The sequence below is a fragment of the Draconibacterium mangrovi genome, assembly GCF_010586825.1.
Classification (GTDB): Bacteria; Bacteroidota; Bacteroidia; order Bacteroidales; family Prolixibacteraceae; genus Draconibacterium; species Draconibacterium mangrovi.
On record NZ_JAAAGB010000002.1, the window covers coordinates 413804 to 428638 of the forward strand.

Consider the following 14835-nt stretch of genomic DNA (forward strand, 5'->3'; position numbering starts at 1 on the left):
ATGCAAGTAAAGCAATCTTTCAGCTAACTCTCCCTTATCCGTCAGCTGACGGAAGGGACGATTGTCCGCCAGCTGGCGGACAATCAGGGTGAGTCAATAAATTCTGAAGCAGATTTTGCTACTGATTTTCATTTGACTTCATAAAAAAAAGCCGGCAAAACCGGCTTTTTTATTATATCGTTGCAATGATTAGCAATCTGATCCTTTTCCTTCAGCTTGTTCTTTAAACCAGCTAAGCGGGTGCGAAGTTGGGCGCTCGATCGGCATACCGTAAATACGGTCGTTAACCAACGATGCCAGTACTCCCAATGCACGCGATACACCAAACATTACGGTGTAGAAGGTGTATTCCTTAATTCCGTAGTGATACAGCAACGAACCACTGTAAGCATCAACGTTAGGCCATGGATTTTTAATTTTTCCAACCGAACCCAAAATTGGAGGAACAACGCGGTACAACTGGTTTGCCAGGTTCACCATTTTGTCGTCTTTAATGTACTTGTTGGCAAATTCCTGTTGTGCGGTAAAACGTGGGTCGGTTTTACGCAATACAGCGTGTCCGTATCCCGGAATTACGCGGCCGCTCTCCAGTGTATGTTTACAGTATTCGGCCACCTGCTCGTCGGTAGGTGTATCGGTATCCAGTTCCTCGATCATTTCAAATATCCAGAAAATAACATCCTGGTTTGCCAGTCCGTGTAATGGTCCGGCCAAACCGGTCATTGCAGCAGCGTAGCAGTAGTATGGATTACTTAGTGCAGTACCTACCAGGTGTGCGGTGTGTGCCGATACGTTTCCACCTTCGTGGTCGGCGTGAATGATCATGTACAAACGGAACAAACGGCGAACTTCTTCCGAATCGTGCCCCATCATATGCGCCAGGTTACCTGCCCAGTCTAAACGTGGATTTGGTTCAATGTGGTCGCTGTTAAAGAACTGGCGACGGTAGATATAAGCTGCAATACGTGGTAAACGTGCAATCAGGTTCATTACGTCTTCGTAAGTGGCATCCCAGAAATATTTTTTATTTACACCAGCACGGTATGCTTTCTGGAAAGACGACTCGGTTGCCATTGAAAGGATCGCAGCGCTGAACTGTGTCATTGGCTTCGATGTTTTTGGCATTGCATCAATTACGTCGAAAGTATGCTGAGGTACGTGTGCACGTGTTGCCAGGTCTCTCGACAGGTTCAGTGCATCTTCCTGCGACGGGATCTCGCCGATAAGCATCAGGTAAAGCAGTCCTTCAGGGATTGGCTCACCATCGGGATTTATTTTTGGCAGTTTCTCGCGCAATTCAGGAATTGAATAACCTTTAAAACGGATTCCCTCTTCGGGATCGAGTTTTGAAGTGTCGGTAACCAGCAAAGGGATACCTTTCATTCCGGTTAATACTTGCCCGAGGGTTACTTGTCCGAGTACCACATCGGCATGTTCACTTTTGAGTCTTTGGAACTCCTTAGCGCACTTATTCGCTTTCTGGTAAAATCTGTACTTAATGTATTCCATCTGTTATTGGTATTGATTTATTTAATTAATGCATATTTCGGATTATGGCATCGGCAAATTCAGAAGTTGTTAGCAGTGTTGCTCCTTCCATTTGCGCATGCAGATCGCTGGTTACTTTACGTTTTGCAAATACGTGTTCCATTGCATCGTAAACGTGCTCAGCTGCATCGTTCCATCCCATATATTCCAACATCATAACAGCCGACAGGATCAGTGATCCCGGGTTGGCTTTACCGGTTCCGGCAATATTTGGTGCCGTACCGTGAGTAGCTTCAAAAATGGCATACCCACTTTGGTAGTTGATATTTGCTCCCGGCGAAATTCCAATTCCACCCACCATTGCTGCCAGCTGATCCGACACGTAATCGCCGTTCAGGTTCATGGTAGCAATTACCGAGTGGTCCCACGGGTGCAACAACGACTCTTGTAAAAAGGCATCGGTAATACAATCTTTAACGATCACTTTTCCGGCTTTTCGGGCTTCGTCGAGTGCTTTTTTGGCATCCAGTTCGCCTTTGTCCTTTTTCAGGGTTTCATATTGTCGCCAGGTAAAAGTCTGTTCGGCAAATTCAGTTTCTGCCAAATCGTAGCTCCAGTTTTTAAAGGCTCCCTCGGTAAATTTCATAATGTTTCCTTTATGAACGATGGTAACCGATGGCAACTGGCGATCGATGGCATATTCAATAGCCGCACGTGTTAAACGCTCCGATCCGTCTTTTGAAATGGGCTTTACACCAAACGACGACGACTCGGGGAAACGAATCTTATCGACGCCCATTTCGTTGATCAGGAAATCGCGAAACTTTTTGGTTTCTTCTTCACCCATCATGTATTCGATACCGGCATAAATGTCTTCGGTGTTTTCGCGGAAAATGTGCATGTCCACCATCGACGGGTAACGAATAGGCGAGGGCACACCTTTAAACCATCGCACCGGGCGCACGCAAACGTACAAATCGAGCGTTTGGCGCAAGGCCACGTTCAACGAACGTATTCCGCCACCAACGGGTGTTTGCAGCGGGCCTTTTATACCGATGAGGTATTCTTTAAACGCTTCGATGGTTTCGTCGGGCAGGTAACTTCCGGTTTCGTGGTAGGCTTTTTCGCCGGCCAGCACTTCTTTCCATGTAATCTTTTTGGTGTCGCCGTAGGCTTTAGCCACAGCAGCATCGATTACACGTTGCGAAGGCAGGCTGATATCCTTTCCGATTCCGTCGCCCTCGATATAAGGAATGGTCGGATAATCCGGCACTACCAACTTCCCGTTAATTATTTTGGTTTTTTCTGTCATATTTTTTCTTTCATTGTCATTTCGAAGGAGGTAACGACTGAGAAATCTGTAGCTTCAAAGCGTTATTGAAACAGATTTCTCTCTGCGTTCGAAATGACAGTTAATTTAACTTGGCTTGTAAGTTTTCGTCCAACGCTTCCAGAAACTGCTCTGTTGTTAAATAATGCACTTCCTGAAGTTCTTTACCGTGAATGATCAAGGCCAGGTCTTTGGTCATTTTACCTGATTCTACGGTTTCAATACAAACCTGTTCCAATGCATGCGAAAAATTGATCAAATCCTGGTTGTCATCCAGTTTTCCGCGGAATGCCAAACCTCGTGTCCATGCAAAAATTGATGCAATCGGATTCGTTGATGTTGGTTTTCCCTGCTGGTGCTGACGGAAGTGGCGTGTTACCGTTCCGTGAGCTGCTTCGGCTTCCATGGTCTTCCCGTCGGGAGTAACCAGTGTTGATGTCATTAATCCCAGCGAACCAAAACCTTGTGCTACGGTATCGCTTTGTACATCGCCATCGTAGTTTTTACAAGCCCAAACAAATCCGCCTTCCCACTTCAGGGCTGCGGCTACCATATCGTCGATCAAACGGTGTTCGTACCAAATTCCTTTGGCTTCGAATTTTTCGCGGTAATCGTTTTCGTAAACCATCTGGAAAAGGTCTTTAAACCGACCGTCGTAGGCTTTTAAGATAGTATTTTTAGTCGACATGTACAAAGGCCATCCTTTGTCAAGCGCTTGATTCATACACGAATGAGCAAACCCGATAATCGACTCGTCGGTGTTGTACATAGCCATTGCCAGTCCGTTGCCTTGGAAATCGAAAACTTCGTGCGAAACAGGTTCGCTGCCGTCTTCAGGTGTAAAAGTGATGGTTAACTTACCTTTTCCTTTGGTAAGGAAATCGGTAGCACGGTACTGATCACCAAAAGCGTGACGACCGATGCAAATTGGCATTTTCCAACCCGGTACCAAACGCGGAATGTTCGAAATCATGATTGGCTCGCGGAAAACCGTTCCACCCAAAATGTTACGGATAGTACCATTTGGCGACTTCCACATTTTTTTCAGGCCGAATTCTTCCACACGAACTTCGTCGGGAGTGATTGTGGCACATTTTACACCAACACCATATTTCTGTATGGCGTGGGCTGCGTCTATTGTAATTTGGTCGTCGGTGGCATCGCGGCTTTCCATTCCCAAATCGTAATATTTCAAATCGATATCAAGATAGGGAAGAATGAGTTTTTGTTTGATGAAATCCCAAATTACCCGGGTCATTTCATCACCGTCGAGCTCGACAACCGGATTTTGTACTTTGATTTTTTGCATGGTCCTAATTAATTAATTTACTGGTTATAATAAAATGAAGATAGCTCGTAAAGGCGCAGAGACGCCAAGTTTAATTCTTAGCGCCTTCGCGGCTTTGCGAGATTTCTTATGCGTTTTGTTGTTTGATCAGATTTAATGCTGATCCGGCTTTAAACCATTCAATCTGTTGCGCATTGTAAGTGTGGTTCAGTTTAATGGCATCTTTTGAACCATCAGCGTGAACGAGCTCAACAGTAAGTGCTTTGTCCGGTGCAAAATCTACCAGGTCAACAAAGTTGAATACATCGTCTTCCTGTACCAGGTCGTAATCGTTTTCGTTCGCGAAGGTCAATCCTAACATTCCCTGTTTTTTCAGGTTGGTTTCGTGGATACGTGCAAACGATTTAACGATAACGGCTTTTACACCCAAATGACGAGGTTCCATGGCGGCATGCTCGCGCGACGATCCTTCACCGTAGTTATGATCGCCAACCACAACCGTTGGAATTCCCTCGGCTTTGTACTGGCGCTGAACGGCAGGAACTGCATCGTATTCGCCGGTAAGCTGGTTTTTCACTTTGTTAGTTTCGCCATTAAACGCGTTAACGGCCCCAATCAGCATGTTATTTGAAATATTATCTAGGTGACCACGGAAACGTAACCACGGTCCGGCCATTGAAATGTGGTCGGTGGTACATTTTCCTTCGGCTTTAATTAGCAGTTTGGCACCGGTTATGTTCTGTCCGTCCCATTTTTCGAAAGGCGATAAAAGCTGCAAACGATTCGAGTCGTCGGCAACATTTATCACAACGTTTGAACCGTCTGCGGCAGGTGCCTGGAATCCCGGATCTTTTACATCAAAACCTTTGCTCGGAAGTTCTTCGCCTGTTGGCAGGTCGAGTTTTACTTCTTCGCCGTTTTTGTTGGTCAGGGTATCGGTAGCCGGATTAAAATCCAAACGACCGGCAATGGCCAGCGCAGTTACCAGCTCGGGCGATGTTACAAAAGCGTGGGTATTCGGGTTGCCGTCGGCACGTTTCGAGAAGTTACGGTTGAACGAGTGTACAATCGTGTTTTTCTCTCCTTTTTCCGCTCCGGGGCGCGCCCACTGACCGATACATGGTCCGCAGGCATTAGCAAATACTTTTCCTCCAATTTTCTCGAAGGTATCGATAAATCCATCGCGTTCGATGGTGTAACGCACTTGCTCCGATCCCGGCGTAATGGTGAATTCTGCCTGGGTAACCAAACCTTTTTCTTCGGCTTGTTTGGCAATCGACGCAGCACGCGAAATATCTTCGTATGATGAGTTGGTACAGCTACCAATCAATCCTACAGAAACTTCCATTGGCCAACCGTTGGCTTCGGCTGTTTCTTTCATTTGCGATATAGGAGTGGCACGGTCTGGGGTAAATGGCCCGTTTACGTGTGGCTCCAGTTCGGAAAGGTTGATCTCGATCAACTCATCGTAATATTGTTCAGGATTGGCATAAACTTCGGCATCGGCATCAAGGTGTTCTTTTACCCCATTGGCCAGATCAGCCACTTCTGCACGACCTGTGGCGCGTAAATAACGCTCCATACTTTCGTCGTAAGCAAAAATACTTGTGGTAGCACCCACTTCGGCACCCATGTTACAAATGGTTCCTTTACCGGTTGCTGAAAGCGATTTGGCACCTTCGCCAAAATATTCGATAATGGCTCCCGTACCACCTTTTACGGTAAGAATTCCGGCCACCTTCAGAATTACATCTTTTGGAGCCGCCCAGCCACTCAATTTTCCGGTGAGTTTTACACCGATCATTTTTGGCATCTTCAACTCCCAGGCCATTCCTGCCATTACATCAACAGCGTCGGCACCACCAACTCCAATGGCAACCATTCCCAGTCCTCCCGCGTTAACGGTGTGCGAGTCGGTTCCGATCATCATCCCTCCCGGGAATGCATAATTTTCCAAAACCACCTGGTGAATAATGCCGGCTCCCGGTTTCCAGAAACCTATTCCGTATTTATTGGAAACAGACTCCAGGAAATCAAAAACTTCCTTGTTAGCGGTTTTTGAAACGGAGAGGTCGGTTTTTCCTTCTACCTGCGCCTGAATTAAGTGGTCGCAATGCACGGTTGACGGAACGGCTGTTCGCTTTTTTCCTGAGTTAATAAATTGAAGCAATGCCATCTGTGCAGTAGCGTCCTGCATGGCTACACGGTCGGGAGCAAAATCAACATAATCTGCTCCGCGTTTAAAGGCAGCTAATTCCTGCGCTGCAAACAGGTGAGAATAAAGAATTTTTTCTGCGTACGTCATTGGCTTATTCAGAATGCCTTTGGCTTGTTTCACCTTTTCGGGGAGTTCTGAATACACTTTTTTTACTAGGTCTAAATCAAACATAAGAAATTTAGTTTTTTTGAATATTGTCGGCGTATTAATTTTCGCTTTTACTAACAATAAATATCGTGAAAAGTTGACTGATTTCCTATAGAAATTTATTATCGCAGTTCACTGATATCAATAAATGCCGAATATAAATAAACCATAATATAAGTTTTCTATTTGTAATTTTAATCACATAACAGGACCGGGGAGATTTGATATATATCAATGTGCCGAACTAACGTAACGGGGGATTTATTACTGTGTGATATTCAGTGTATTAGTCGAAGGATTTATTTAACAGGTACAACGCAGATTGTGTTATGTTATGAAACATGTTGCTGAATGCGCTTAAAAGCTAGCTTAGAGCTGATTATAGCCATTGGTATTCCGGCTCCGGGAACGGTTGATGCACCCACATAAAAAACGTTTTTATATTTCTCATCGATATTGCGTGGGCGCATAATGCCAATCTGGTTCATATTATGCGATAATCCGAGTCCGGCTCCACGGTGCAAATTAAAGCGGTTTTGCCACACTTGCGGGGTGTAAATGGTTCTTGAAACGATTTCTTCTTTTATGTTTTTTCCTATTCTATCCGAGAAATCTTCAATAATACTGTCAACGATCTGGTCTTTATCCGACCAGTCTTGTTTGTGGTAGAGATTGGGCACCGGGCAGACAAAAAACAGACTTTCGCAACCTTCGGGCGCACAATCGTTATTGTGTTTCGACAAGACATTTACATAATAATAGGGTTTTTGTAAAGTCCCCGGGTTTTTCATCACATTCTCGGCATAGTCTTTATAATTCGTTCCCAGGTAGTAGTTGTGATGATTTACCTGTGGCAATTTACATTTCAGCCCGATATAGAAAGTAAGGTAGCCCATTGTCCAACTCATTTTATCGAGTTTGGCAGGAGCATAAGCGGGCCGTATAAAAATATTCCCTCTGAACCAGGCAGCATCCGAATTGATGAGGTAACTGTCGGCCGACCACGATTTGCCGTTTTGGTCGGTCAGTGCTATTAAAACTCCGTTGTCTTCGGTAAATCCCTTTATCTCGGTGTTGTAATGGATTTTTACGTTTTCCTTGTTCAGGATATCTAGAAAACCTTCAACAATTTTATACATCCCGCCTTTTACGTTGTAGTAGCCGTCGTGTTTAAATTCGGTGTACGAAAGCAGACTATAAATTCCCATGGTATCGAAAGGCGTACGCCCCAGGAAAAAGGCCACCAGCGAAATAATCTGTTGCGCCTGGGATGATGAAAAATAGTTGGTAACGTGGTTCCAGAAGCTTTTGAACAATACCGGAATATGTACCGGGTTTACGCGCATTAAAGCCCAAACATAACCCGCCAGTGAATCGAAGTTTTGTTTGATCACAATATCAACGGTGTCGTGAAATAGCGCACCGGCTTTATTCATGTAACGTTCAAACTTTTCTTTAAAGTCGGGTTCGATATCGGCAAACTGTTCAGCAAGTTTATCAATGTTTTTGTATAGGAAATAGGTTTTATCGTCGCCTCGGAAATTTACCGTGTACAGCGGATCCAGTTCCACATATTCGAACGGAAGTTGAATGCCACAATCCTTGGCAAACTCCTCAAACTCGTACGACATGCTGAAAAAACTTGGACCGGTATCGAAGGTAAAACCATCTTTTTTTATCTGGTTCAGTCTGCCACCGGCTTGTTCGTTTTTTTCCAGCATCTCAACTTCGTAACCGTTTTTTACCAACCGAATTGCCGTGGCCAGTCCGCCGATTCCGGCACCTACTATCAAAACCTTTTTCTTCATTCTTCTGTCAGTTTTGTTTTTAAGTCAGGATAAAGTTCGTCTTTAATCCATTTAAAATCGGGTTCAAATTTTAACGCTTTCTCGTATATAACCTGCGCTTTCTTCAATTCGTTCAATTCTTCGTACGATTGCCCGGTTAAACTCAGTAAACTCAGGTAATTCCAGTCGTTCTCCAGTTCTTCGGGTTTCTTTTCCATCTGTTCAATAGCCAGCAAAAAGTGCTCGATGGCCACTTGCTTCGATCCGCCAAAAACTGCCGGCATATAAAAATAAGCGTTGCCATATTGCACGTGGGCAAAGGGCAGTTCATTGTTTTGTTCCAGCGACAGGTCGGCATGTTTAATGCTTCTTCTTCCGTAAATTGGCGCTTTTATGGGCTGAATTCCAATTTTAAATCCCCAGAAAGCCGCTTTGTAGGCATTGATCAGTGCCGGATTAAAGTTCTTTTCCTCCAGAGTCTCGAGGTTTTCCTCAGCCAGATCAAGATAGTATTTGGCTTTCTTATCATCGTCTTCAGCTAAACAATAACCTATGTAACCGTATTGGTAGTTGACCAGTTCACAGAGATAGCCGGCATTTTCTGTTTTGTTTTGCTCCAGGCTGTCGATTATGGTTTTCCACTTGTCCATCCGGTTGCTAATGTAGGCCTGATAGATTTTTTCCTTGTTCGAAGCAAAAGCACTTACGGAAAGGAAAAAGACCAAAAACAGTGAAATTATGATATCGTTCTTCCTTTCCATTGGTAGGCTTTTTTTGATTTATTGAGAAATGCTTTTATAATGAAAATACCCAGCACCACTTGTTGAGGAATGGCGAGCAGCAGGTTTTTTAAAGGGTTTTGATGGCTGATAACACTTATTAAAATGTGAATGGATACAAGCATTAATAAATAGGAGGACACGAATACTTTGGGCAATGCGATAAGAACTGGAATAAATCCTAAGGTGGTGATCAGCCAAAAGAGTACGGCCAATATTCCTGAGTTCCCAAAAAACATAATTACGTTTTTCGAGAAGCCGTTTACAGCGTCGCTGAACGAATTGTACATGCGGCAGGAAATTGAAGCGTTTCCCGATAAACATGCGATTTGGATTCCATTTTGCTTGAAATATTGGGCAATGGATATGTCTTCCACTTTATTGTCCCGAAAGGTGTGATGTGGTTGTTTGTCACGGTATGTTTTGGCATCGAAGAGCATAAATTGCCCGTTTGCAGCTGCCATTGATGAAAAGGGCAGAAGCCTGACAAAAACCAGTGGCAATAAACTGAGCAGAATAAAATTCATATTCGGAACCGTCAAATATTCACCCCAGCTGTGCATGTTTTGTTTGGGGAAAATAGAGAGCAAACCAAGTTGATGTTTTTTAAGTTTGGCGATTGTTCCGGCGATTATTGCTCCCGAAATTTGTACATCAGCATCCAGAAATAACAAGTAATTTCCTTTTGCTTTTTGGGCCAGTTGGTAACAACCATAGTTTTTCCCCAGCCAACCTTCGGGAAGTCCGTCGGAATTGAAAAGCTGAAAACGTTGATCTGTTTTTGCGTACGATTCAACAATTTCTGAAGTTTTATCGGTCGACTGATCGTTAAAGACCAAGACCTCAAAATTTTGCCATTTCTGCTGTTGAAGATCCTGAAGTAAACTGCCGATGTTTTGTTCTTCGTTACGTGCCGGAATAAGAATGGAAACAAGCGGGTTAAAATCGTTTGGGCAAGGGGGAAGTGGTTGCCTGAAAATTGCATTCAGCAATACAACCCAAAGTTGAATCGCCGTAAAAATGAATATGATCCATGCTGCAATTATCATCTTTAAATTTCTTTTTTAGCCTGCGTTTCCAGGCAATTGTTATAAAAAGCGTTGTAGGCCTTTTCTATTTCGTCAATATTCCATGCTCCGGTGTAGTGTTGCAGGTTGAAAAAAGCATTAGGTTTCGCATCAGCAAAATAATCGATGAGGTTAGCTTGAAAAACGATCTGGATTTCATTTTTTGTTCGCTGCAAAATCTTCTCAATTCCCTTCTCGAAAACAAATTTGTTCTGGTAAATGCTTTTTATGTTTCCCTGAGGAAACAGCAAAACCAGATTCTTTGCATCCGACAATAATTCGGCGGTGTAATCAAAGGTTTCAATAATCGACTTCGACCGTTTTTTGATGGAGAACCCGCCGGTATACCGGAAAAACCAGTTTTTTCGAAGCTCCTCTTCCAACATCATAAAATGGTATTTCCGTTTAAAGAGTTGTTGGTTAATGTATAAAGTCCAAATGCCGTCCCACCAACTCACGTGGTTGCAGATCAACAGAATGGGCAAACCTTTGTCCTGTATCGCGCCATTGATGGTAAACGACTGAAAGTGATGTTTCATTTTCCGGATTACATAATGCCTGAAAAATGGATCGAGGAGAAAATTATGTTTTGCTTTTATGATCAAAGTTTTAGTTTAAAGTTAAAAGTAACAGGGCAAAAAATAAAGTCTGAATGCCAAAAACCACCGGCGCTATCCGGTTTTTTGTATCTATTTTTAGTACGCTGATTGCCAGTGAAAAAAGCAGGGCCAAAACAAACCAGGCCACATAGTTTTGCAGGGGAACCGGAGATTGGTAAAAAGTCCACATAGACAATTGTGGTGCTACCTGTTCCAATAAAACATCGTAGGCCAGCAGTAAAAAGGCTGCCCCAAAAACTTTTATTGCTGCATGCCAGTTTGTTTTCTCCATCACTGAATTGGAGACATAAACAAGCAAAAGCCAGTTCAATCCAATAATTAGCGGCGTGTTAAACAATTTTATACCCAACCCGTGCCCGTAGGTGTAGCTGCCAAAAATAGCTCCGGTGTTTACACCAATTAGTTCAACAATAAAGCTGGCGGTAAAAATAAAAACGAGAACCAGTATTGCTTTTTGTGAAAACTTGCCGTGAAATAAGGCCACAATAAAAGAGCTCAATAACAAAGCAAACGGCGTTAAATGCACAAAAAGCGAGCGGGAAGCGGGAATGGAAAAGCCTGCAAGTCCAGCAGCATAAAAAATGAGGAGAAAGAGAACAAAGTACCGGTAATTTGCCTGTAATGAATTTGCTATGTTTTTTGTGCCAATCATTTTTTAGCGAATTTCTTTAACTGTTCAATTAGCAACATGTTGTATAAAATCATGCTGAAAGCATAGGCAAAATCTTCAACGGGAATGGTGAAAATCCGTATTCCCAGGTTTTCACTGTTGTTGTACCACACCACTTCTCCGTTGATATACGAACCGGTTAAAATACCGTTTACGATGAGGAACGGAACAAGGATGACACCGAAAGTGATAAAAAACGAACGGGGAATTCTGCTGTTTAAAAGTAAAGCCAGCAGCAAAACAACCGCCAGTTTCAGCGAAATGTAAAATGTGTAGCTTTTATCGGTGTTAAAAACAGCTATCAATACGCACAAAACAATTAGTGCTATTATCAATGCCCTATTTATTGACTTTGGTATTTCCAGCTTTGGAAAATATTCGCGGACGGATTCGTGAAGGAAAATACTGGCATAGGGAATAACTACAAAAAACAGGATTTCCTCTAATGGGAGAGAGAACAAATAAATGCCGGAAAGATATTCCGGGTTAAAGCCCCAAATGCCCCGGTTGGTAAAATTTACATCGAAAATGATATACACTAAAGCCACCAGCAGAATGGAAGGAAAAACAAATTTCCACTGTTTGTAAAACTGCAGCCGTTTATCGAAACTGAGCAGCAAAGGCACTGCGCCGGAAGCCGTAAGTAGTATAAAGTACAATGACATTTATTTCTTTAAAAAACGAAATTGAAAGATCAGTAATCCATAGTTGTCGAAATCGCGAATGTTCTTTCCGCGATGGTGTGCCAGGTGTGCCTCTCGCACGGCCCTGAGGTATTTGTTTTTTGTGTTGGATAAAAAGGGAATGTTGAGCCGTTGGTGGATCATTACGTCGTGAATGGCAAAATAGGTGAGCCCGTACAAACTAATACCAATGCCCAGTGCAATTAAAGCTGAGATTTGAAAGAAAAAACCAACGATGAGGACAACAATTGCCGGAATGGCGTATACGAGGAAAAAATAGTCGTTCTTTTCAAAACCTGGTTTGTACAACTCGGTTTGCGATGCATTTTTTTTGTGGTCGTTTACATGATGATCGCGGTGCCATTTCCATAAAAAGCCATGCATAACAAATTTATGGTTCGACCAGGCTACGAACTCCATAAAACAAAAGGCTGCTATGGCAATTAGTATATTCACGTTTCTACTTTTAAATGTTCCTCAACGCGTTCGTATATCTTTTTAAACCAAACGGTATAGTTCTCCGGATTGTTCTTTACATCCTTTTTTAATTCTTCGAAGTTGATGTATTTCCAATTGGAAACTTCATCGGCATTCGGCTCCGGCTTTTCATCGCAAAAACCAATAAAAACACGATCGAGTTCGTGTTCGGTAAGCTGGTTGTCCAGTTCTTCTTTGTAGATAAACGCAAATATCTCCTGCAACGGAGCTGTCATGCCCATTTCTTGCATTAAGCGGCGGTTAGCAGCATCAAAACTGGTCTCTTCAGGGTAGGGATGACTGCAACAGGTGTTGGTCCACAGCCCGTTGGAGTGGTATTTGTTGAAAGCCCGCTGATGTATAAGCCATTCGCCTTTCGAGTTGACGATAAACACAGAAATGGCTCGGTGAAGCAACCCTTTCAGGTGCGCCTCCATTTTTTCCATCTCACCAAGTACTTTGTCGTTTTCGTCGACCAGAATCACTTTTTCTATTTTGTGGTTGTTCGTCATACAAGTCCGAGATTATAGAGTGTTTTTGCTTTAACCATGATCAACATTTTTTTGTAATTCGGAATTCGTACCCTGTTTTGCATAATTACAGAGGCAGGAGTTTCACGTAACTTATTTAGCAGTAAACGGTAATAATAATAAGCCAGTAGAACGGCGAGTTTTGATTTTCCGGGTAGCTTTTTAATGCCTTCGTAGGCGGTTTCAAAATCGGCTTCTATATCTTTTACAATGCGTTTCTTTTCTTCGTCGCAAAATTCTTTACTGCATAATTCCGCAAAATAAGTCCGGCCCAACGTTTCAGTGTCTTCACGCAGGTCGCGCAAAAAATTTACTTTCTGAAAAGCAGAGCCGAGTTTCATGGCAGGTGTTACCAACTCGTCGAATTTTTCCTGATCACCGTCGCAAAATACTTTCAAACACATCAAACCAACCACATCGGCCGAGCCGTAGATGTATTGGTTGGCCTCCAGTTTTGTTTTGTATTCTTTTTTTTCCAGATCGTATCTCATGCTGGTAAGAAAAGCTTCGACATGAGCCAGCGAGATCTTGTATTTTTTTACGGTGTCCTGAAACGCCTGAAGAACCGGATTAAGACTAATCCCTCGTTTCATGGCATCTTTAAAATCTTCTTCGAATTTATTGAGTAGGTAGGCCTTGTCGTTTTCGTGAAAAGTATCAACGATTTCATCGGCCAAACGAACAAAACCATAAATGCTGTAAATAGCATCGCGATGCTGTTTTTGCAATAAACTGGTAGCATACGAGAAAGACGTGCTGTAACTGGATGTTACAACTTTCGAGATCTTTATTGAACAGGCGTTGTACAATTTCATATACATTCAAGTTACTAACAAAATCGCAATGCACTAAAATCTCAACAGTCTGATAAATCAGGGACTTTTACAAAATAAAGTAATGCGTATTATTTGTAACTAAACAACGCAGAATACTACTGATTTGTTTATTTACAGGTAGGTTAAAGTAGTGGGGGACAGGAAGTAGAGCGAATTGTTAGATTCTTACAATGCAAGAATCGGGTAGCCATCCCTGGTTGCCGTCGGCCAGTTTTATTTCTGTCCAGCTGTCGAGCTGATCGGTAATTTCCAGCTTTAATCCTTCGTAGATGAGGAACAGGTCGGTCCCGCTTTCACTGGGCGAACTTTTAACCGTAACACGCGGACAAAAAACAATGGCGGTATTCCGGTTATTGATCCTTGCTTTCTGTTGTGCTGCATGCGAAACTGCAAAAACCGACAAAAGAACGGCTACGATGCCAAACCAAAACGAAAGGCGTTTTACGGCCACTGTTTTACTAAAGAAAAAGGCACCGAGCAACAAAAGGAACAATACAAACGAAACAATGCTGATGTATGCCCAGGTGTCGGCGGGGTATTTATTAATTACCGAGTTTTTCCAGCGCAGGAAAAACGGTTTTGGCAATTCCTCGATTTGGGTAACCACATACTGGTTGGCCACCTGCAGGTTAAATGCAATGTCTTCGTCGTGTGGTGCCAGCACTTTGGCGCGCTCGTAATTTAAAATGGCGTTGTTAATGTCGCCGGTTTTAAAATAGGCATTTCCCAGGTTGAAATATACTTTTGCCGACTCTTCGCCGGTAGCTAAAATCTGCTCGTAAGCCGAAACGGCCTGCTGGTATTCTTCGGTGGTGTAATAAGCGTTGGCTTTCTCCCAAAGTTGCTCATTTGTTTCCTGTGCGAAAGCAAAATACGGAGCTATAAGTAGTATGAATATTAGTATCCTTTTCATTG

14 protein-coding genes are annotated in these 14835 nt (G+C 43.1%); all 14 read right to left on the reverse strand.

Annotation, left to right across the window (positions count from 1 at the left end):
* Nucleotides 1-189 precede the first annotated feature (189 nt).
* The 14 genes from G4420_RS08750 to G4420_RS08815 all read right to left on the reverse strand — a co-directional run bounded on the left by G4420_RS08750 (nucleotide 190) and on the right by G4420_RS08815 (nucleotide 14833).
* The gene (locus G4420_RS08750) at nucleotides 190-1509 is read right to left on the reverse strand and encodes a citrate (Si)-synthase (protein WP_163323253.1); all 1320 of its coding nucleotides are present in this window, start codon (nucleotides 1507-1509) and stop codon (nucleotides 190-192) included.
* A 25-nt stretch (nucleotides 1510-1534) separates the two neighbouring features.
* A complete protein-coding gene (gene icd / locus G4420_RS08755; RefSeq protein ID WP_163323255.1) occupies nucleotides 1535-2800 on the reverse strand; it encodes an NADP-dependent isocitrate dehydrogenase in 1266 nt (421 codons plus the stop codon).
* Between the two features lie 100 nt (nucleotides 2801-2900).
* Complete coding sequence (locus G4420_RS08760) at nucleotides 2901-4127, reverse strand: isocitrate dehydrogenase (NADP(+)) (RefSeq protein WP_163323257.1); 1227 nt, start codon at nucleotides 4125-4127, stop codon at nucleotides 2901-2903.
* A 106-nt stretch (nucleotides 4128-4233) separates the two neighbouring features.
* Nucleotides 4234-6495 (reverse strand): aconitate hydratase, encoded by a 2262-nt coding sequence (locus G4420_RS08765; protein ID WP_163323259.1) that lies wholly within the window; start codon nucleotides 6493-6495, stop codon nucleotides 4234-4236.
* Between the two features lie 308 nt (nucleotides 6496-6803).
* Nucleotides 6804-8279, reverse strand: a complete 1476-nt coding sequence (locus G4420_RS08770) for a phytoene desaturase family protein (RefSeq protein WP_163323261.1) — start codon at nucleotides 8277-8279, stop codon at nucleotides 6804-6806.
* Nucleotides 8276-9019: a hypothetical protein gene (locus G4420_RS08775; RefSeq protein WP_163323263.1), complete on the reverse strand. Its 744-nt coding sequence runs from the start codon at nucleotides 9017-9019 to the stop codon at nucleotides 8276-8278. The genes G4420_RS08770 and G4420_RS08775 overlap by 4 nt, the downstream gene beginning before the upstream one ends.
* The gene (locus tag G4420_RS08780) at nucleotides 8995-10086 is read right to left on the reverse strand and encodes a glycosyltransferase (protein WP_163323264.1); all 1092 of its coding nucleotides are present in this window, start codon (nucleotides 10084-10086) and stop codon (nucleotides 8995-8997) included. Before G4420_RS08780 ends, G4420_RS08775 begins: the two co-directional genes overlap by 25 nt.
* 2 nt (nucleotides 10087-10088) lie before the next feature.
* Nucleotides 10089-10643 carry a 1-acyl-sn-glycerol-3-phosphate acyltransferase gene (locus G4420_RS08785; RefSeq protein ID WP_163323266.1) on the reverse strand — a complete coding sequence of 185 codons (555 nt, stop codon included), beginning with the start codon at nucleotides 10641-10643 and terminating at the stop codon, nucleotides 10089-10091.
* A gap of 70 nt (nucleotides 10644-10713) precedes the next feature.
* Nucleotides 10714-11376, reverse strand: a complete 663-nt coding sequence (locus G4420_RS08790) for a carotenoid biosynthesis protein (RefSeq protein ID WP_163323268.1) — start codon at nucleotides 11374-11376, stop codon at nucleotides 10714-10716.
* A complete protein-coding gene (locus G4420_RS08795) occupies nucleotides 11373-12059 on the reverse strand; it encodes a lycopene cyclase domain-containing protein (protein WP_163323270.1) in 687 nt (228 codons plus the stop codon). Before G4420_RS08795 ends, G4420_RS08790 begins: the two co-directional genes overlap by 4 nt.
* Nucleotides 12060-12533 (reverse strand): sterol desaturase family protein, encoded by a 474-nt coding sequence (locus G4420_RS08800; RefSeq protein WP_204273634.1) that lies wholly within the window; start codon nucleotides 12531-12533, stop codon nucleotides 12060-12062.
* Nucleotides 12530-13066, reverse strand: coding sequence for an isopentenyl-diphosphate Delta-isomerase (idi, locus tag G4420_RS08805; RefSeq protein ID WP_163323272.1), 537 nt, complete (start codon nucleotides 13064-13066; stop codon nucleotides 12530-12532). Before idi ends, G4420_RS08800 begins: the two co-directional genes overlap by 4 nt.
* Nucleotides 13063-13899 carry a phytoene/squalene synthase family protein gene (locus tag G4420_RS08810; protein WP_163323274.1) on the reverse strand — a complete coding sequence of 279 codons (837 nt, stop codon included), beginning with the start codon at nucleotides 13897-13899 and terminating at the stop codon, nucleotides 13063-13065. The genes idi and G4420_RS08810 overlap by 4 nt, the downstream gene beginning before the upstream one ends.
* Before the next feature lie 178 nt (nucleotides 13900-14077).
* Nucleotides 14078-14833 (reverse strand): tetratricopeptide repeat protein, encoded by a 756-nt coding sequence (locus tag G4420_RS08815; RefSeq protein ID WP_163323276.1) that lies wholly within the window; start codon nucleotides 14831-14833, stop codon nucleotides 14078-14080.
* Nucleotides 14834-14835: the final 2 nt, after the last annotated feature.